This window comes from Vallitalea longa, from assembly GCF_027923465.1.
In the GTDB taxonomy this organism is placed as follows: domain Bacteria; phylum Bacillota; class Clostridia; order Lachnospirales; family Vallitaleaceae; genus Vallitalea; species Vallitalea longa.
In genome coordinates, this window is sequence record NZ_BRLB01000013.1 from 84,062 (window position 1) to 104,093 (window position 20,032).

The 20,032-nt window shown below is 29.1% G+C and carries 19 protein-coding genes and 1 other annotated feature; all 19 genes read left to right on the plus strand.

From position 1 onward, the window contains the following. Positions 1 to 333 precede the first annotated feature (333 nt). Positions 334 to 1,560, plus strand: coding sequence for an ATP-grasp domain-containing protein (locus QMG30_RS17690; protein WP_281817653.1), 1,227 nt, complete (start codon positions 334 to 336; stop codon positions 1,558 to 1,560). Positions 1,561 to 1,639: 79 nt separating this feature from the next. Continuing rightward, positions 1,640 to 2,863 carry an ATP-grasp domain-containing protein gene (locus tag QMG30_RS17695; protein WP_281817656.1) on the plus strand — a complete coding sequence of 408 codons (1,224 nt, stop codon included), beginning with the start codon at positions 1,640 to 1,642 and terminating at the stop codon, positions 2,861 to 2,863. Positions 2,864 to 2,879: 16 nt separating this feature from the next. Further along, positions 2,880 to 3,998, plus strand: a complete 1,119-nt coding sequence (locus tag QMG30_RS17700) for a glycoside hydrolase family 88 protein (RefSeq protein ID WP_281817657.1) — start codon at positions 2,880 to 2,882, stop codon at positions 3,996 to 3,998. After that, on the plus strand, positions 3,988 to 4,296 hold the full coding sequence (locus QMG30_RS17705; RefSeq protein ID WP_281817659.1) for a hypothetical protein: 309 nt from the start codon (positions 3,988 to 3,990) through the stop codon (positions 4,294 to 4,296). Before QMG30_RS17700 ends, QMG30_RS17705 begins: the two co-directional genes overlap by 11 nt. Beyond that, entirely contained in the window at positions 4,265 to 4,990 is a 726-nt protein-coding gene (locus QMG30_RS17710; RefSeq protein ID WP_281817660.1) for an HpcH/HpaI aldolase/citrate lyase family protein, read from the plus strand. The genes QMG30_RS17705 and QMG30_RS17710 overlap by 32 nt, the downstream gene beginning before the upstream one ends. Before the next feature lie 37 nt (positions 4,991 to 5,027). Continuing rightward, entirely contained in the window at positions 5,028 to 6,239 is a 1,212-nt protein-coding gene (locus tag QMG30_RS17715) for a hypothetical protein (RefSeq protein ID WP_281817661.1), read from the plus strand. Next, positions 6,226 to 7,128 carry a triphosphoribosyl-dephospho-CoA synthase gene (locus QMG30_RS17720; protein ID WP_281817664.1) on the plus strand — a complete coding sequence of 301 codons (903 nt, stop codon included), beginning with the start codon at positions 6,226 to 6,228 and terminating at the stop codon, positions 7,126 to 7,128. Before QMG30_RS17715 ends, QMG30_RS17720 begins: the two co-directional genes overlap by 14 nt. Next, positions 7,121 to 7,621, plus strand: a complete 501-nt coding sequence (citX, locus tag QMG30_RS17725; RefSeq protein ID WP_281817666.1) for a citrate lyase holo-[acyl-carrier protein] synthase — start codon at positions 7,121 to 7,123, stop codon at positions 7,619 to 7,621. The genes QMG30_RS17720 and citX overlap by 8 nt, the downstream gene beginning before the upstream one ends. A gap of 89 nt (positions 7,622 to 7,710) precedes the next feature. Beyond that, positions 7,711 to 8,931, plus strand: coding sequence for an MFS transporter (locus QMG30_RS17730; RefSeq protein ID WP_281817668.1), 1,221 nt, complete (start codon positions 7,711 to 7,713; stop codon positions 8,929 to 8,931). A gap of 55 nt (positions 8,932 to 8,986) precedes the next feature. Further along, positions 8,987 to 9,244, plus strand: a complete 258-nt coding sequence (locus QMG30_RS17735; protein WP_281817669.1) for an acyl carrier protein — start codon at positions 8,987 to 8,989, stop codon at positions 9,242 to 9,244. Positions 9,245 to 9,265: 21 nt separating this feature from the next. After that, positions 9,266 to 10,075: an alpha/beta fold hydrolase gene (locus tag QMG30_RS17740; protein WP_281817671.1), complete on the plus strand. Its 810-nt coding sequence runs from the start codon at positions 9,266 to 9,268 to the stop codon at positions 10,073 to 10,075. A 39-nt stretch (positions 10,076 to 10,114) separates the two neighbouring features. Next, the gene (locus QMG30_RS17745) at positions 10,115 to 10,921 is read left to right on the plus strand and encodes an alpha/beta hydrolase (protein ID WP_281817673.1); all 807 of its coding nucleotides are present in this window, start codon (positions 10,115 to 10,117) and stop codon (positions 10,919 to 10,921) included. A gap of 68 nt (positions 10,922 to 10,989) precedes the next feature. Beyond that, the gene (locus QMG30_RS17750; RefSeq protein WP_281817675.1) at positions 10,990 to 12,618 is read left to right on the plus strand and encodes a B12-binding domain-containing radical SAM protein; all 1,629 of its coding nucleotides are present in this window, start codon (positions 10,990 to 10,992) and stop codon (positions 12,616 to 12,618) included. A 62-nt stretch (positions 12,619 to 12,680) separates the two neighbouring features. Continuing rightward, positions 12,681 to 14,186, plus strand: a complete 1,506-nt coding sequence (locus QMG30_RS17755) for a class I adenylate-forming enzyme family protein (protein WP_281817676.1) — start codon at positions 12,681 to 12,683, stop codon at positions 14,184 to 14,186. Positions 14,187 to 14,228: 42 nt separating this feature from the next. Beyond that, the gene (locus QMG30_RS17760; RefSeq protein WP_281817678.1) at positions 14,229 to 15,074 is read left to right on the plus strand and encodes a glycosyltransferase family 2 protein; all 846 of its coding nucleotides are present in this window, start codon (positions 14,229 to 14,231) and stop codon (positions 15,072 to 15,074) included. Positions 15,075 to 15,143: 69 nt separating this feature from the next. After that, positions 15,144 to 16,457: a DUF6271 family protein gene (locus tag QMG30_RS17765; RefSeq protein WP_281817680.1), complete on the plus strand. Its 1,314-nt coding sequence runs from the start codon at positions 15,144 to 15,146 to the stop codon at positions 16,455 to 16,457. A gap of 197 nt (positions 16,458 to 16,654) precedes the next feature. Next, entirely contained in the window at positions 16,655 to 17,395 is a 741-nt protein-coding gene (gene recO / locus QMG30_RS17770; RefSeq protein ID WP_281817682.1) for a DNA repair protein RecO, read from the plus strand. Positions 17,396 to 17,423: 28 nt separating this feature from the next. Continuing rightward, positions 17,424 to 18,227, plus strand: a complete 804-nt coding sequence (locus QMG30_RS17775; RefSeq protein ID WP_281817683.1) for a hypothetical protein — start codon at positions 17,424 to 17,426, stop codon at positions 18,225 to 18,227. 105 nt (positions 18,228 to 18,332) lie between these two features. Beyond that, positions 18,333 to 18,508: a binding site (T-box leader), on the plus strand. A 68-nt stretch (positions 18,509 to 18,576) separates the two neighbouring features. After that, the gene (locus QMG30_RS17780) at positions 18,577 to 19,965 is read left to right on the plus strand and encodes a glycine--tRNA ligase (RefSeq protein WP_281817685.1); all 1,389 of its coding nucleotides are present in this window, start codon (positions 18,577 to 18,579) and stop codon (positions 19,963 to 19,965) included. The last annotated feature ends 67 nt before the right edge of the window (positions 19,966 to 20,032 follow it).

Consider the following 20,032-nt stretch of genomic DNA (forward strand, 5'->3'; position numbering starts at 1 on the left):
AACAAAAGAAGCTCAGATAAAAATGTTTTATTTTTGTCTTGGCTTTTTTTGTTATATCATTAAAATTTAGTGCTATCTTATAATTTTTGGATAAATCGAAAAAATAGAGTTTTATCCATGAGCTACCTTTGTTTTGTATGAATAAAAATAATATCATAAATAACAAAATAATATATATAGCATATATAGTAAAAGCAAATAAACAAAATATTAAATAAAATTTAAAGAATAAAAAAATGATAAAATAAAGTTGATTATTAACAAAAAATATAGTAATATATAGAATATATTGAACTTTACGTAATAAAATGATATTTTGGGGAGGTTTTTACTATGGTAACAAAAGTTCTTATGATTGGGCTGGATAAAGCTTTTGTAGATTCTCTTGTAGCATCCAATAAAAATTATGAGGTTTATATATTGGAAGAAAAAGAGATATATGATTCTTGTTCAGTAGAATATACAAGAAAGCCAATTAAAGAGGTGAGATTTAGCCAATATCAACAAAGTTCTGAGATTATAGATATAATTTGCAAATGGCATAAAGAAGTATCATTTAATGTAATAGTTCCAGGTGCAGAGTATGCAGTTAAAGGAACATATAAAGCTATGGATATACTTGGATTCGCTAATCCAGGACAAATAGCTGTTGAAGCTTGTACCAATAAATATAAGCTTAGGCAAATATGCTGTGCTATAGGAGTGCCACAACCTAATTTTTTAAAGGTTAATTCTACAGACCAAATAGAAAAGTTTTTTAATAAGAAACCCATTGTTATTAAACCTATTAATCGGCAAGCATCTGTCGGAGTAGTTAAAGTTGAAAAAAAGGAAGATATAGCGGGTGCGTGGGAAGAATGCTTAAATGTTTCTGAAGGTAGCAGAGTAGTAAAAAGAAGTCTCAAATGGGAATATATGGTTGAAGATTTTATTAGGGGATATGAGGTTTCAATAGAATCAATTGTTCTAAAAGGAGAGAGTTTATTCAATAATATTACATATAAAGATACAATTGGAGGAAACTATTTTGCTGAGACAGGTCATATAGTACCAGCTGAAATTTGTGATAAGGATAAACAAGCTTTGTTAAATTCTAATGAACAAATGTTAAAAGGATTAGAAGCAAAATCAGGACTTTTTCATTCTGAGTGGAAAATTACTGAAGAAGGACCAAAACTAATTGAGTGTGCTGTTCGTGCACCTGGAGATAAAATTCCTGAACTTATAAAAGAGGTATATAAATTCAACTTGTTTGAGGCATTTCTAAAAGTATTAATGGGAGAACAACCTGAAATTAATTATACCCATAATTCCTATGCAGGAATAAGATATTTTAGACCAAATCCAGGTAGACTTGTAAAGATAACTGGTGTACATATATTGAAGGATAGTCCAAATGTAATAAAATATCTTTTGAATGCGTCATCTGGTCAAATTATTAGGCCAATTAAATGTTCGTGGGATCGTATAGGGTTCTATATGGTAAGAGGAAATAGTTTAGAGGAATTAAAAAGGATAATGTTAGAAATTGAGAATGAAATAAAATTTATAATAGAGTAATAAATTATTACTAAAAACATTCTAATGTTTAGTTAAAGAAAGTATTAAATATTATTTATAGGAGGAGTAATAAATAACTATGAAAATTCTTATGATAGGACTCAATCCAAGAGTTATCTATAATATAGAAAATATTAAAGATGATATTTCATTATACATAATAGAAGAGGAAGAACTCTATAGGAATAATTTTAAGGAATTTACATCAATATTAATTAAAGGGATAAAGATAGGAGCATATCAGCAATCATTGGACTGTGTTGAAGTTGCTTGTAAATGGAATGAGATTATAGGATTTGACGCGGTAATACCTGGAAGAGAATACAGTGTATTTGCAGTAAATGAAATTGCTAAAAAATTAAGATTTCCAAGATTAGGGGATCTTGCTGCTAGTTCTATGACAAATAAGTATAAACTTAGAAATGAAGCTTATAAACTAGGCATATTACAACCTAAATATAAGAAAATTGAAAACTATAAAGAACTAATAAGTTTTTATAGAGGAAAACCAATGATTTTAAAACCAGCAAATAGGCAAGCCAGCGTAGGTGTCGTTAGGATTAACAATGGGGATGAACTCAAATCTGCTTGGCAAGAAGTTACTAATGCATCTGAGGGTAACAAAGTTGTTACAGAAAGACAACTTAAATGGGAGTATATCGCTGAGGATTTTATAGAAGGACATGAATTAAGTGTTGAAACTTTTGTTAAGGATGGACAAGTGTTATTCAATAATATTACAAAAAAACTGACAATGTCAAACAAATATTCCGTTGAATTAGGACATATAGTACCAGGTGATTTTTCTGATGAAGAGAAGAAAAGTATTATTGCGGCAAAACAAGCTCTAATACAAGGGCTTGGGGTGGAAAATGGAATTCTTCATTCAGAATGGATGTTAAACGATAAAGGTCCTTATTTAATTGAGTGTGCTGGGCGTGCTCCAGGAGATAATATACCTGAATTGTTTGAGTTATCATATGGTATTAATTTATTCCAAATATTTATCAATATTCTTAGTGGTAAGAATGCTGTTTTCCCAGATAAACCCATAGGGGTTTCATGTATATCTTATTTTACTGCACAACCAGGTAAGTTGTTGGAGGTAATCGGGCTGGATGAATTGAAAAAGATGGATGGTTTTGTAAGAGCTGAACTTTCAGTGTCGCCTGGTCATATAATTGAGCCTGTAACTAGTAACTATTCAAGGATGGGTTTTACTATCTTTACAGCTATTAGTCATAAAAAGATCTATGAGCTAATATCTGATGCTAAGAAAACTATTAAATTTAAGGTAATGTAGTGAAAGAGGTGATGACATGAATCTATATAAAAAGTTAGATAGAGCATTAGATCTGGCAAGAAAACAGTTAACACAACAAGTGAATTCGTGGGATAAATTAGAAAAAACAAATAATAAGACATTATTCCCATTTGTGACACGTAATGGTAAATGGATATGGGATGATAAATGGTCTAATGGTTTTCTTCCTGGGCAGTTATGGTTGCTATACAGCATAGATATGAATGAATTTTGGCATGAATATGCAGATATGTTTACACGAGCAATAGAGTATTATAAAAATAAAGGGGATTTTCAAGACATAGGTTATCTGTTTATATTTTCATATATAAATGGATATAAAGAAACTGGCGAACCTTATTATAGACAAGTAGCACTTGAAGTAGCTAATAATTTATTTGAATCACTTACACCTCAAGGATATCTGAAATGTAGTTGGCTAAAAAACGGTGAATGTTATCAAGGTATTGACGAATTCATGAATATTGGCATATGGCTATGGGCTTATAAAGAAACAAATGATAACCGTTATAAAAGTACAGTAGAAAAATGTATTAACAAAATGATCGACACTATGATTTCTGATGACGGAAAAACTTGTGAATATGTGAAATTCAATAGCAATGGAGAAGTTGTTGAAATATACAATAAAAATGCTGAAAGTAATAATTCTGTATGGTCCAGAGGACATTCTTGGGCAATTTATGGGTTGGTACAAGCTTTTCTATATACTGATAATAGAAGCTATCTTGAGATTATAGACAGGTTAACCAGTTTTTATGTGGATAATACAGGTAAAGATGGTGTTCCCTACTGGGATCTCTTAATAACGGATGAATTAGAAATAAAAGATTCATCAGCAGCTAGTATAGCTGCATCAGCTTTTGTACAGCTATCTATTGGTTTAAAAGAAATTAATGAAAAACAAAAGTATTATAATCTGGCTTCAAGATTATTAAATATTCTGATTTCAGAAAAATATATGACTTTTGGACAAGAAAATCATGAGGGTATTTTAATACATGCCAGTACTCCCAAAAAAGTAACTTTCACTCAAGGTGAATCTCAAGTATGGGGAGATTATTTTTTGCTTGAGGCAATAACAAGTATGAGGAGGATGAATTATGGAAATTAGTATTGGATCAATTGAGTCTAGTGATATATTGATAGTTATATCATCAAAAAATAAAAAGTTAGTAATTAATAATCTTGTTATGGAAATTGATAGTAAACTTGTAAATGACACAATTACAAAGTACCTAAGTGAATATGACCTTATAAAGTATAATCCTACTGTATATTATACAGGAGCTAATACCTGGGTTATCAATGCTCGTTGTGAAGCTGTAGTTTCATTAGTGAACAGTTATTCAGAACAATGTAATGAAGGAGGGAATAAGTGTGAAAAACAACTATTATCCAATAACAGATAGAGATAGAGTTGTATTATATGTGGCAGGATACAAACCTGGATATATTGAAAAAGCTATGACTCTAAGCATAAAAAATATTCTGTTATGCTTAGAGGATGGAACTCCACAAAACAAAAAAATTGATGCAAGATATCTAGTAAAAGGAGCATTATCTGAATTCAAAGATAGTGATAAAAATTTGAGTGTAAGGATTAATAGCGTATATACAAATTATTGGAAGGATGATTTGCAGGCAATATTATTGTATAGACCTAGTAGGATACGTGTACCTATGGTAAATAAGTGTGAAGATTTACAATTGGTAGATAAATATGTAAGAGAATTTGTTAAAGAACAAGATTATATACCTCAATATGAAGTCATGATTGAGAGTAGAGAAGGCTTACGAAACATAAAGCACATATATGATAATAATGATAATATCTATGCATTTACTATAGGTGGAGGTGATTACTATGATGATGTTAAGGATTCTAGTGAAGATCCCCAACAAGAAGTAATTGATGCAAAAAAAAGTATATGTAAGTTTTGTAAGGAGAACAATATTTATTGTTTTGATACAACATATATGAATTACAAAGATATAGAAGGTTATAAGAAGGATTGTATGCTTTCCAAGAATATGGGATTCTCAGGGAGATCAGTGATACATCCTGACCAGATTAAAATAACAATAGATACATACAGAAATTAATTGAATCAACTTAAGTTATAAAAAAGGAGGATTGATAATGTTTGAATCATATAAATTTGAATTAAAAAGAACATTAAGCAATATTGAAATAAAAAGTTTTAGTTATTTATTAATGCAGCAAACTTCGGTTCACAAGGTGTATGTTGATGAAGTTAATAGTAAAAATGTTACTGTTTATTATCTTCAAAATAAAGATATTGATGAAATAAAAAAAGAAATAGATGATTTTCTTGAGCAATATTTTATTTCTAACAAAGAGGTAGCTATTGCACTAGAAGGAAACATAATAACAAATGATTATTTGGATTATTGCTCAACATGTAAGCCTAAGAATAATACCAATATATCAATAGAATTACTTAAAAGAGGTTGGATAAAATTATTAAGAGGACATGATATGCAATTTTCAGGAGAATTAATAAGATTGTTAGAGTACTTTGATAGAAGTTATGTAAAATACATGATGAAACATTATGATAATGTTAAGGAAGTAAAATACAGTACATTAATTCCAAAATATTATATGGAAAAATTAAATTATTTTCAAAGTGCACCAAAACATCTTTTTTACCCAATGACCTTGAATAATGATACTACAAAAGATTTTGCCAATAGTATACAAAAAAATAAGGGTAAGTTGCCTAATGAGTTTAATAATTATTTGGGAACACCTAAATATGTACTCCAAAGTGCACCTTGTTTTAAGATATACTTCAGTTTACAGGATCAGGAAATTGAAGATAATCTTATATATACTGTCAAAGGTGAATGTTATAGGAATGAAGGAAAGAAAACGTATTTATTGGAAAGACTATTGAATTTTTCTATGAGAGAATTTGTATTTCTTGGTGAGCCTAATTTTGTAGTCGAAAATAGGGAAAATATATTGAAATGGACATTTGAATGGATGCAAGAATTAGGTATAAAAGGAAATTGTGCGTTAGCGAATGATCCATTTTTTATTTGTGATGATGCAAGAAAAAATTTCGAAATACCTAAGAATGTAAAATACGAAGTAAAAGCAGATATACCATATAAAAATGACTCGCTTTCAATTGCATCATTTGATACACACGGAAATTATTTTTCCAAAACATTTAATTTTAATATCAATAAAAGTAACAAGACTTGGTCTGGTTGTATGGGGCTAGGTATAGAAAGATGTACGTGGAGTTTTTTACAACAATACGGTTTAGATAATAAACAATGGCCTGAAATTATACGGAGAGAACTAAATGAAGGATATTGATATTACAGCTAAATGGATAAGTGACAAAATGAATTTTTCACTAATGGCAGAGGTAGTAAGCTGGCCTTCACCTGGACTGGTTAGTCCGATAGATAGTGGATGTCATAAGGATATGGATGTATATACATTTATTAATAGCAGTATAGCATTATCGGACTATTTTTATTTAGCAGCTAAAAAAGGTATTGATTATGGGTTGAAAAAGAAAGTGTCAAATTTATTTCATAGTCTGCAGCAGTTAGGATTAGAAGCTGAGACTAATATGTTTCAGATGACTAATGGAATTAATACACACAAAGGAATGATTTTTCATGGAATATTAATGTGTGCGGCTGCAGGAATAACATATGTGAGGGACAGAAGCTTAGAGCCTGAACATATACGCAGTTATATTAGTGAAATAGTAGAAAAAGATATTTCTAAACAGTTTGAATATGCAGTAGAATGTTCATATGACAAATTGACAACGGGACTTAAGGCGTATTGTAAATATGGTTTGAAGGGGATTAGAGGAGAGGCCATAACCGGTTACAAGAGTATATTTGAGGCAGGACTACCAGCACTGAAAGATGCAATGCTAAAAGATGTTGGACAGCGAAAAGCAATAATTCATACTCTACTTGTTTTAATGTCAAGGACAGAAGATACGACTTTGTTGAACAGAGAATTTAATATCAGTCGTATAGAATATGTACGAAATTATGCTCAAAATGTATTAAATAATGGAAGTATATTTAGTATCAATGGACAGATACAACTTAAACAAATGTGCCAAGACTTTAAAGAAAAATCTTTAAGCCCAGGTGGTTCAGCAGATCTTACCTGTGTTACATTGGCTTTATATTTATGGGATTCTGGTTATACAGAAAGGTCTGATTATTTTGAATAGAATATTGTTTGAAAAAGAACATGTTAAAGATATCCGCAATTCTTTTAATAGTAATTTGGCTATGATACAAATTATGGTAAATATGCCAGGACCAAATAAAAATATTTATCCAAGTTATGAGTTGTTTCAACTTGGTATCAAAAGTATGTTAACATATCTGAAACAAAATAATATTGATATTAAAAATATTTATATAATACATAGTGCTTTGGGAATGATAGGTTTTCTCCAGATTAATAAAGATGCAAGATATATAAAAAAAATTTGTATTATGCTAGAACAAAATAATTACTTAAGTAAATATTGGGATATTGATGTTTTTAATAAGATGGGAATAAAAATAAGTCGTAATTCAATGCAATTGGCTGCAAGAAAATGTTTTATCTGTGATAGGCCAGCAAAAGAATGTTGTTTTCTTCAAAGACATTCTACAGAACAATTAGTTGATAAGATAATAAATGATTACAATAAATTTTTATGTTGTAAAAATTGATGATGAATTGTATTTTAATATATTGAGAATTAATTAATTTTCAACAAATATTTTATGATTTTAACATCATAAGGCTGGTGATAATTAATATGAACAAAATAGTGGTAAACAATCAAATGTCTAATATTACTTTAATATCTTTATCAAGGTTTATTTCCTATTTTGGTGATGGCGTCTTTTTTATTGGTGTTAATTGGTTTATATATAATGAATCTGGTTCTATATTATTTTTAAGTTTATTTCAGGCTATTAGTGGAATACCTATAATACTATCCATACCGTTTATAGGAGTTCTGGCAGATCGTTTCTCACGAAAAAAATTAGTAATATCAGCAGATATTTTAAGATGTTTTATTATAGTATTATTAATAGTCTGTGTTAACTTCAATTATTATATTATACCCTTATTTATAGCTAAAGTTTTACTTTCGCTATTAGAAACAACATATTTTATTTCTTTTTCGGGGTTGGTAGTCGATTCTATTAAAAAAGATAATTTAGTTAGTTTTAATTCCACATCTACAATAGCATATCAATTTGGGTATTTGTTAGGGTCAGCATCAGCTGGATTTATAATAAGTATAGTCGGTAATGTTGGAGTATTAGTAGTAGATGCAATAAGTTTTATATTATCTGCTTTTAGTATCATGTTTGTCAAGAGGATAGTTACAACGAATGAATATCATAGTATTGAAAAAAAAGATAAAATAAAATATTTTACTAATATTGTTGAAGGTTTAAGGATTATAAGGTTGAATAAGGTTTTACGTTCAATAGTAATATTTAGTATACCTGGTCCCTTATTGATTTCATTAATCAATTTGCTAGAACCAGCATTCATATCTAACATTCTTAAGGGAACTGCTACTTCGTTAGGATTTGTTGATACAGCTCTTGGAATAGGTACTATATTTGGTGCTCTATTTATAGGAATACTAAAAAAAGCAAAGAAAGAAAATATATATTTGTGGCTTGGATATATTTTGGTATCTCTTGGATTTGTTGTTTTTGCAACAGTACCAACAGTATTATTAGCTATTGTAGTTAATTTTTTTATTGGTGTTTTCCATTCTGGTATAGGCATAATATATAATAGCAATATACAGTACCGCTGTGATAAAGAGTACATTGGAAGAATAACTAGTTTTAAAAGGATTATACAAAATATTTTAGCAACACTAATATTAATTGTTTTTGGAGGAATAGGTTCGTTATTAAATTACAGATATCTATTTGTTATACTATCAATAATGACATTACTAACTGGTCTATTTTGCTATTTCATTTTTAGAAAAAAATATAAATTATAATTGATGGTTAAGTTATAAGTTTAATATAATTAAATCATTGTAGGAGGTATTTATAATGACGAGTGAAGCTGTAAGGGAAAAAATAATTGATATAATTGTTAGGGATTTGGAAATTCCATTTAGAGATGAAATTAAAGAAGATACTTTAATGATTGATATTGGTATGGATTCTATATCAATAATGACTTTATTGGTATATATTGAAGAAAGTTTTGGATTGGATATAGGTGATGATTTTATAATAGACAGCAAGACACAAAAATTTGGAGATATTTTACGATACATACTATGTAAGGTTGAGATTGATTACTAAGAATGATTAGGAGGAATAACTATGTTATCACAAGATTGGATTGTCAATAGTAATTCAACATTGTTCTCAGTATCACATTGGCCACATGAAAGAGCGGAGGTAGGAGTTGTTTTAGTAGCTGGTTTTTCACAGCCTATGTGCGATATAGATTATTTTATGAGTAAAATGGCAAGGCATATGAACAAAAAAAACCTATATGTTTTACAGGTAGATCCTAGAGGACACGGAGATAGCCCTGGATATTTAGAGAATATTACCATTGAGGACCTGAGGGAAGATTTATTTTCTGCTATTTGCCATGCTAGAAATAATATTTCTGATAAAATATATTGTGTTGGTAGGGGGTTAAGTGCAACTTTATTTAGTGAGTTTTTATCAGCGGATTTAGTACAAGGCGTTGCAGGTATTAATCCGTATTGGATTAGTAATGATATTGTTAGAAAGATATCAAACAATGTTTCTACTGAAGTAATTGAGGCAGCAGATTTTTTTAATGAAAACAACGAGGATGTATCAAATAATATATACGATGATAAAGCTTCTTTTCTAGTAGCTTTAGGTGCTAATAAGGGTAATTTGTTCGGTCAAAAATTATCGGCATCTATTATAGAAGATTTAACGAAATTTAATGCAATCGAAAAATTAAAATCCTATACAGAATCCACATTATGGTTTTTTTACAGTGAGCAATGCTCTGATCATATTGTAAGGTGGGATTGTTTAAGTGACTTAAATGATACAATAGATAAAAATCATTGTGATTTTGTTAGAGATCCTCTTTGGCAGTACAATGTTATTGATCGCATATGTTCATGGATACTGGAACAATAGGATGAGAGTTTCAGGTAGTATAATTAGAGGTGATTCAAAATGCAAATACCGGTTAATATTGTAATAGATGGGAAAAACGTTATGGGAATATTACATGTTCCCCAAATATATAGAAACGTAGAGTCAACACCTGTAATCATAATGTGTTATGGACTTAATGGTAATAGGGTGGAGGTACATAGGATGTCTGTGCTTTTAGGAAGACAAGCTGAGAAAAATGGTATTTATCTTTTAAGATTTGATTATACAGGTCTTGGAGTAAGTGATGGAGAATTCTGGGAAACTTCAATACAAAAAAAAGTTAAAGATATACTTTCTGGGATTGATTTTATTAGAGGATGTTTTCATAATGAGAATATAAGCTTATTTTTATTAGGATTTAGTGACGGAGCAAGGATTGCATTGAACGTATCCAATAAAATTAATGACGTAAGTGGTTTATGTATGTGGAGTCCTGTACTTGTGCCAAATTCATCTTATTTTCGTTCAAGGACCAAAATGAAATTGTTTCGTGAACCCACTTCAAGATCAATTGTATATAAATTTTTTGGACTTTGGATGAGTACAGATTATATTAGAGAAATAAATTCAAATAATAATAGAAATGAAATTTTTGATTTTAGGGGCCCCAGTTTGTGCATATTTGGGGGCAGAGATCAATTGGTTAAGGAAACAAAGAATAAAATAATTAGTTATAACAACTTACATAATAACCCTAAGATAGTTGTAATACCAGAGGCAAAACATATGTTTGGACGGAGTGAATGGACTGACAAAGTGATAATAGAAACAATAAATTGGGTAAAAAATATCTCTACAAGAGATTCGAATATAACAGAAATATAATAAGGCTTCAATAAATATGATTTATTGTTATATATGTCTTAAAAGCAACGAAAGGATTGAATATTATTATGAGTGATGTTGTATTTTTTGCAGTCAATGAAAACATTAATAATCATGATTGTGAGAATTTAGGATTTGAAATATTAAAAGATAGATTAGTAAAAAGAGATATTTCAACTGTGATTTATCATATTCAAGTAGATAAGTTTGAAAATATGGATATAGAAAAGATTGCAAAAAAAATAATTGAATTAAATCCTCACATGGTAGGAATGGCTATTACATATAGAGATGTAAAATTACATTGCAAACTTGCTGAAAAAATAAAAAGTAAGAATCCACATATCCATATAACTGCTGGTGGTGCACTTGCTTCACATGCTTCTGTTGAATTACTAAGTCACTGTAAATATATTGATTCAGCGATAATAGGTGAAGGTGAATTAATTATTGCAAACCTAGCTAATAGTTTATTACAAAATAGAGATTTGAATAGATGTCAGGGTATTGCATGGAGAAATGAAAACAAAATTATTACCAATGATCTTCCTAAAGAAGTAGTACAACTAAATGAAAATATCTGCATAGAAAGAGAAATGATAAGTAATAATGATCTAAGATGGGCAAGAATAGAAACGGGAAGAGGATGTGCAGGTAGATGTACATTTTGTGCTGAATCACGTACTTACACTATTAATGGTCATAAAAGTTGGAGAAGTAAATCGCCTGATATGGTTATGAAAGAGATATCATATTTGATTAATACATATAATATTAAAGCTTTTGGTATTACCGATAATGCTTTTGAAGGTGTTGGAGAAGAAGGGAAAAAAAGATTGAGGGAAATATGTCAAAGGATTATTCAAGCTAATCTGAACATATATTTTACTGCCCTTTTTAGAGCTGATAGTTTTAATGAGAAGGATTATGATTTAATATTGTTGCTAAAAAAAGCTGGACTTGTAAATGTTTTTATAGGTGCAGAATCTGGTTATGAACAGACTATGCGAATATTCGGAAAAAGGGCAACAGTTAGTCAAACTCAAAAGGCAATAAACCTATTTACGAAGGCTAAAATTGCTGTATTAGTAGGTTTTATAATGTTTCAGCCATATTCAAGTCTTGAGGAATCCAGAGCAAATGTTATCTTATTAGATAAAATAAAACAGGCTCATAGGTTTAGTTTATATCAGCATCGTCTCATGCTTTTTCATGGTACACCATTATTAGAGAAATTAACAAGAGAAGGTTTATTAAGTGACGATTTTTCAATAATGAATCCATATGGATATAAAATAAAAGATACTGCATCAAAATGGCTTGTAGAACGGATTGGAGAGTATGGGACATTTACAAAAATACCTAAGGAAGTATATGTACTACAGAATTATTGTGAATTCATTGCGACTCTCATTGCAAAAATAAGTAAAGATAAGAAAATATGGACAAGTTCAGAAAAGCTTTTTAGTGATTACGAAGAAGTAAGAGAAAGTATATCTGAAATATACATAAATTTTTTAAACGAGGCAATTGATATTGCAGCTACGTCAAAAAGTGATATGCAATTTGAATTATTAAAAAAAGAAAAGCTCGATATAAAACTAATAAGTCGTAAATTACAGTTGTTGCAAGGTTCAGTAATGAGATTTATTGCTAGTAACAGAACGAATAAAGAAAATGTAAATTCTTTATTCTAATAATTAGTTTAGTAACAAGTATATGAAGTATATTACTAATAAAAGTTGAGTGGTGATTATTATTGAGAATTGAAGAATTATTTTTTGATGAATGCAATATAAACAAAAACTTTGTCATAGAAGATAATGATAATTATTGGGATTATGCTAAGTTATATGAGAGGATTATGGCGTTACGAATAGTGCTTAGACAACATGGTATAAAAAAATCAGAAAAAATAGCAATAATATGTGATAATAGTGCTAATTTTTTTATTGCATTAATAGCTGGTTTATCTATTGGTGCTGTTGTTGTACCAATAGATAAACAATTACCTATACCTACAGTAAAAGGACTAATCAGTCAGTTTGATATTAGGATAATATGTTTTTATGAAAAATATGTTAATTCAATGTTATATACGAGTAGTAATAAGATAATGGGTATACCTATGTTAAGTGAGAATCATGGAGAATGGTATAATATAAAGGATGGAGAATACTCTGCTTCTGATGATATTCTATCCGAAGAGGATCCTGCGATTATATTTCTTACATCGGGAACTTCGGGAAAGCGTAAAGGGGTGGTTCTTACTCATAATGCATTAACTGCAAATATTGAAGCGATTTATGATTATATTAATCCAAACAAAGATGACATTTTCTTTATAACCAAAACGATTAATCATGTTTCTACTTTGGTGGGTGAGCTCTTAATGGCATTAAAAGCCGGATGCAAGGTCTTAGCATATAATCCTATGGTATCACCTGTTGTTCAGATAAAGAGAATGTATACTTTAAAACCAACAATAGTATTTGTTAATCCTACTATTCTTAAGCTTCTTACGAAAGCTAATTTCTCAAATTCTCAATTATCAAGTGTTAGAAGTGTCTATACAAGTGGTGCAGTTATTGATAAAAAAACAATTATTGATGCAGAACGATTATTCAGACAAGGAAGGATTTTTAATGTTTATGGATTGACTGAAGCAGGACCTCGTGTAGCAGCACAAAACAGCAAAGATATGAATTATAAATATTGTTCAGTGGGTAAGCCTATTATGGGAGTAGAAGTAATTATAAAATCTGACAATGGTACAATTTGTAAACATGGGGAATCAGGTAATATGTATGTAAAAACTTCATCGATGATGCTAGGTTACTATAATGATGTAAAATCTACTAAGAAAAAAATTCAAGCTGGTTGGTTAGATACTGGAGATGTTGGTTATTTTGATTCAGATGGGTATTTATATGTAATAGGTAGAAAAGATGATATGATTATTCACAATGCATACAATGTTGACCCAAATTGGATAGAAAGTATTGTGAGTGATATAAAAGATATAAGTGAATGTATTGTATTTGGTATAGATTCTAATGAAGATAATAAAATTATTTGTGCTATTAAGAGAGTTAATGAAAATTCAGCTATTAATCCAAATAAGATTATTAGACACTGTCTTAACTACTTAGCACCTTATGAGTGTCCGCAAGAATTTATAGAATGGAACAATATACCTAAAACATATAATGGTAAACTTTCACGTAGATTAGCTGTTGAAAGATATTTCAAAGAGAATCGTTGAGAATCAAGAGTTAGAAAAAATCTAAGATTGGAGGGTAGAATAATGATAGATGTATCGGTGATTATTCCAGTTTATAATCAAGCAGAACAGTTAATGATAACTTTGGATTTTTTTGCTAAGCAGACTTATGATTTTAATAGATTTGAAATAATTGTTGTTGATGATGGTTCAACAGAAAGGATAATACAAAAGATTAATAATTCATATCTATCTACTCTACCATATAAAATTATTATAATTAGGCAGGGGAATAAAGGAAGAGCTGCTGCTAGAAATAAAGGTGTAGAAAAGGCAAGTGGAGAATACCTTATATTTTGTGATGCTGACAGATTTCCAAATAACAATTATATAAAATACTATGTAGATAATAAAGCATATTTATCTGAGTTTGCTATTGTGGGATGTCCTGTAGATTATTATGGTAAAAGGCATAGAGCTGATATTTGTAAAAAAGATATACAAGGAATACATAGATTTTCAAGAGAAAGTAATTACTATAAAAAAATCAGAAAGATATTTGATGAACAGGGATTAACAAAATCGCAAATTGCCTGGGTATCATATCTTGTAGGAAATTCTTGTATAAGTTTAGATAATTTTAAGAAGGTGGGAGGATTTGATCCTATTTTTAAAGATTGGGGGTTTGAGCATTTTGATTTTGCTTTTAGACTATTGAAGAAGGGTATGTATATAAAAAGTTGTCCATATATATATAATTACCATATACCACATTCCAGACCAGATGGATTCTACAAAGCAATGATAGAAAAAAGCACAGTTATCCTGAATTCTAAATATCCTAAATATGATTTTACTCCTTTCAAGTATTTTTTAAGTGGTGAGTTAGATCTGCAAAGATTTGAGCAAATCTTTAATAATAATATATGAAACATATAGGTGTATTTAAAATAATTATATATAATATAAGTTCTATATTAGATAGGGAGGTATATCATAATGCAGAAACAGAATAGAGTCTTAGTAATTCCAACAAATAGATTATGTTTGAAAGCAATGGAGAGTATAGTTAATGAACAATTATTTGTTGAAGAAAATTATCTTGATGTTGCTATGAAATATATAGTGATTGATAGTTCTCCAAGAGATGTAAGTAAAAATAATAGAAAATTAATGAACAAGATGAGAGAAAATCTTAAGAATAATAATATCTACTATTTTGATACGGATAAAATAAATACCATTTATAAAGAAATTGTTCGGGCATTAAATATTGAAAATAAAGAAGAAATACTACAATTACTAATAAATAACGAACTCTCATATGGTCTTGCAGCAAATAGACTCTCTCTTATTGCTTCATTATTTCATGCTGATTATTTACACCGCAGAGATTCAGATGTTTATCTTCAAAAATTAGATAATAGACAACTAGTAAAACCAATAGAAATTGAAATGAAATATTTAGGGAAAAAGATTTCAGAGATTGATGAAGGTATATATGGAAAAGAAAATTACCCCGAAGATGAAACTATTTATATGGTTGGGGGAGGCTATAAAGGTAATTGGGCAGTAGATTTTGAAGATTTAGCTAGAACTAAAATGGAAGCATTGGTAAAACTTTTACATTTGGTTAAGCCTTTATTATCGTATGATGATGTAAAAGAAATAGTTAAAAAACGTTTTATCCTAGGTAGCAAGGAAATGTATAAAAAAGATAATGTATTGTTTACGACGGATAATTATATTGAGGCTGGAAATTTTTCATTATATAAAATATTTAAATATATTCCTTTCTCGCCGGCTATAGAGACATCTGGTACAGATTATCTATATCATGCTTTACTGGGAAATTTACGGAAGCCTATGCTATATCATAACAGAAGGGTAATACATGGATATACTCCAGATAGAAAAGGAGCTGAACAGACTTGTATGTATCACTTACGCTTAGCTATGTATAGATGCTTATCAAGATACTATATGTTGCTTTACAAAGAAATATTGAGAGATAAAAATATATTTATGAAGAATGAATTGTTTAATCATACTGTTATTGGTAAATTTCTTATTGATATTTCTAAAAAAGATCTGAAGAGAGAACAGAAAGAGATTTTAGATGCTATGATTGATATTTACAAAGGAGTTAACGATAACAAGTACACTATTTTGGCAAATAATATAATAAAAAATAAAGATTATATTATAAATAAAAGTTCTATGGATGTGTATAATCACGGTATATTAACATTACAATGGAGTAATATAACTAAGTTTGCTGAAGAAAATAGCAGATATTTATTAAATCTATAAATATTATGATTAAGATTTATGGATGGGAAATAATATGGTTATTGTCTAGAGAACTTAATAATAAACTAAACCAAAATCTAATGAGTTTATAGGACTATCAAAAAGATAGCCCTATTTTTTATCTCAAAGTAATTTACTTAATAACGATGATTTGTTATAATCTAAGACAAGATAGAGATAAATATTAGGAGTTAGCTATGGTTGAAATAAAAACAAAAGGCATTGTTGTCAATGAAATGGCAATAGGTGAAAATGACAAAAGGTTAGTTATCATTACCAAAGAAAAAGGTAAAATAACAGCTTTTGCCAGAGGAGCTAGAAAAACAAATAGTAGATTTCTTGCAGGTTCTCAATTATTTTCTTATGGGGAATACATATTGGTAAAAGGGAAATCTTCATCCTATAATATTAAACAAATACAACTAATTGAATCGTTTCATGCAATACGAACAGATATAGAGTCACTAGCTTATGGTTTATATGTATTAGAATTTGTTAGTTATATTACTGAAGAAAATGTACCCAATATACATATCATGAGACTTATGTTGAAAACTTTACAAGTATTGATAAGTAATATTATCAATTATGATTTAGTAATGAGAATCTTTGAACTAAAAGCCATGAGCTATATTGGTTATACTCCTAATGTAGTGAATTGTGTGATTTGTGGTAATCAATATGATGAATATTGGTTCAGTATCACTCAAGGAGGTATTATATGTAAAATATGCTCTAATCAGCAGAAATCGGTTATGAAAATAAGCAATAATACCATTTATACTATGAGATATATTCTTTCTATATCTATTGATAAACTATATAGCTTTAATGTAAATGAAGGTATTAAATATGAACTAACTATGATAATGAAAAAATTTATTGAATATCATCTTAACCATAAATTCAAATCTTTAGATTTTTTATTAGAATTATAGAATAACAAATATTTTAAGGAGAATTCAAATGAAAATAACAAGATATCTAATATTTGTATCAAGTATTTTTATATGTTTATTTTTAGTTGGTTGTGCTACTAAGAAAATAGATTTTATTGCAGGAGAATCTCTGTATGAAATTGGAGATAAGGATATAGAAGTAACTTTCATCAAAAAAAATAGCAATAAATATGATAAGCAAAAATACAAACAATATATAAATAATAAATTGAGTGAGCATAAGAACGTAGATGCTAAAATAAAAAACATAAAATTATATGGAGATAATATTAGGATAACTTTGAGCTTCAAAAAAGCAGATGATTTGGATGCTGTGTTAAAAGCAGATATTTTCAATGATACATTAAAAGAGTATTTAGATAATGATGATAGTGGTTATGACGAATTTGAAGATAAGGACATATTATATAACGTACTTACTGGAGAAAAAATAACAGAAGATGAGTTAGATGAATATAAAAAATATAGATTGATTAGATTGAATTGTAATAATTCTAAAGTCAAAGTTAATGGGGATATAAAATTTGCAAGCAAACAAGGTGAAATAATAAGAAAAGATACAATTTATTTTAAAGATTATGATACCTATTACTTGTTATATAAACCTTCTACAGGAATAAAGAATTGGGTTTTATGGACTCTACTTGTTCTAATAGTCGCTTATGCTGTTTTCCTTAGCATGAAATGGCAATCTAATAAGAAAACAGCAATCAATTGTTATTATTGTGGGCAGAAAAACGATTATGATGCTATATATTGTAAAATATGTGGAAATAAGATAATACATGATATAAAGCGAAATCCTAAATAGAATTATGTAAAATCTAAAAAATGTGCTTGACAGAGAAACACTGTTTTGTTATACTTTTTCTCATATAATGACAGTTTTAGAAAATTATTTAAATAAAAAAATACCGATTCTGTAATGATGAAGAGAAGTAATTAATTAAATAAATTCTTATAGCGAGTTCAGGCAGGTGGAAGCTGAACAGAATGTAATTAATGAATGGCGCTTTTGAACAGATTATTAAGTGGATGTGTCTATCACATCAAATAGGGTGGAACCGCGGAAGATATTCTTTCGTCCCTTCTAGGGATATAAGAATGTCTTTTTTAGTGTCAAAATAAATAAAATTTATAATATTGAAAGGATGTAAAACATGGAAAAGACTATGGAAAAAGTCGTTGCCCTTGCAAAGGCTAGAGGATTTGTATATCCAGGATCTGAGATTTATGGAGGATTAGCTAATACATGGGATTATGGTCCTCTTGGGGTTGAATTAAAAAATAATGTAAAAAAAGCTTGGTGGCAGAAATTCATCAAGGAAAGTCCATATAATGTAGGAATTGATTGTGCAATATTGATGAATCCACAAGTTTGGGTTGCTTCTGGTCATGTTGGCGGTTTTAATGATCCTCTAATGGATTGTAAAAGCTGTAAAGAAAGATTCAGAGCAGATCAATTGATTGAAAATTATATGAAAGAAAATGATCTTGAAGTAGAAGATGCTGTTGATTCTTGGTCTAATGAAAAAATGAAAGATTACATCGAAGAGAATGGTATCGTATGTCCATCTTGTGGAGAGAAAAACTTTACGGACATAAGACAATTCAATTTGATGTTCAAGACTTTCCAAGGTGTTACAGAAGAGGCTAAAAACACTGTTTACCTACGTCCAGAAACAGCACAAGGTATTTTTGTTAACTTCAAGAATGTACAACGTACTTCTAGAAAAAAAATACCTTTTGGAATAGGACAAATAGGGAAATCATTCAGAAATGAAATTACACCAGGTAATTTTACTTTCAGGACAAGAGAATTCGAACAAATGGAATTAGAATTTTTCTGTGAACCAGGCAAAGATCTTGAATGGTTCAATTACTGGAAAGAGTTCTGTATGAATTGGATACTGTCTTTAGGGTTAAATAAAGAAAATATAAGATTAAGAGACCATAGTCAGGAAGAACTATCTCATTATAGTAATGCTACTTCCGACATAGAATATTTATTCCCATTTGGATGGGGTGAATTATGGGGTATTGCTGATAGAACAGATTTTGATCTAAAAAGGCATCAAGAAACTTCTGGTGCTGATTTAACATATTTTGATGATATTAAAAAAGAGAAATATGTTCCATATTGCATAGAGCCATCATTAGGAGCTGATAGAGTAACATTAGCATTTTTATGTGAAGCTTATGATGAGGAAGAATTAGAAAATGGTGATGTTAGAAAAGTTCTACATTTTCATCCTGCTATAGCACCAGTACAGATAGCGGTTTTACCACTATCAAAGAAATTATCAGAAGAAGCTAATAAAGTATATACGATGTTAGGTAAGCATTATAATGTTGAATATGATGATAGAGGAAGTATTGGAAAAAGATATAGAAGACAAGACGAAATAGGAACTCCTTACTGCTTGACATTCGATTTCGATTCATTAGAAGATAATGCAGTAACAATAAGAGACAGAGATTCTATGGAGCAAGAAAGAGTTAAAATAGATGACCTTATTTCATATTTAGGACAAAAAATAATATTTTAACATAAAATTACACAAAAAAAAATATTAAATAGACACTTTATTAGTAAATTGGATAAAATCTATTTAT

Coding starts and splice junctions, on each gene's coding strand:
- QMG30_RS17750 (WP_281817675.1), top strand. CDS start 10,990: ATGAGTGATGTTGTATTTTTTGCAGTCAATGAAAACATTAATAATCAT.
- recO (WP_281817682.1), top strand. CDS start 16,655: ATGGTTGAAATAAAAACAAAAGGCATTGTTGTCAATGAAATGGCAATA.
- QMG30_RS17765 (WP_281817680.1), top strand. CDS start 15,144: ATGCAGAAACAGAATAGAGTCTTAGTAATTCCAACAAATAGATTATGT.
- QMG30_RS17740 (WP_281817671.1), top strand. CDS start 9,266: ATGTTATCACAAGATTGGATTGTCAATAGTAATTCAACATTGTTCTCA.
- QMG30_RS17715 (WP_281817661.1), top strand. CDS start 5,028: ATGTTTGAATCATATAAATTTGAATTAAAAAGAACATTAAGCAATATT.
- QMG30_RS17700 (WP_281817657.1), top strand. CDS start 2,880: ATGAATCTATATAAAAAGTTAGATAGAGCATTAGATCTGGCAAGAAAA.
- QMG30_RS17760 (WP_281817678.1), top strand. CDS start 14,229: ATGATAGATGTATCGGTGATTATTCCAGTTTATAATCAAGCAGAACAG.
- QMG30_RS17780 (WP_281817685.1), top strand. CDS start 18,577: ATGGAAAAGACTATGGAAAAAGTCGTTGCCCTTGCAAAGGCTAGAGGA.
- QMG30_RS17730 (WP_281817668.1), top strand. CDS start 7,711: ATGAACAAAATAGTGGTAAACAATCAAATGTCTAATATTACTTTAATA.
- QMG30_RS17690 (WP_281817653.1), top strand. CDS start 334: ATGGTAACAAAAGTTCTTATGATTGGGCTGGATAAAGCTTTTGTAGAT.
- QMG30_RS17775 (WP_281817683.1), top strand. CDS start 17,424: ATGAAAATAACAAGATATCTAATATTTGTATCAAGTATTTTTATATGT.
- QMG30_RS17720 (WP_281817664.1), top strand. CDS start 6,226: ATGAAGGATATTGATATTACAGCTAAATGGATAAGTGACAAAATGAAT.
- QMG30_RS17695 (WP_281817656.1), top strand. CDS start 1,640: ATGAAAATTCTTATGATAGGACTCAATCCAAGAGTTATCTATAATATA.
- QMG30_RS17745 (WP_281817673.1), top strand. CDS start 10,115: ATGCAAATACCGGTTAATATTGTAATAGATGGGAAAAACGTTATGGGA.
- QMG30_RS17735 (WP_281817669.1), top strand. CDS start 8,987: ATGACGAGTGAAGCTGTAAGGGAAAAAATAATTGATATAATTGTTAGG.
- QMG30_RS17705 (WP_281817659.1), top strand. CDS start 3,988: ATGGAAATTAGTATTGGATCAATTGAGTCTAGTGATATATTGATAGTT.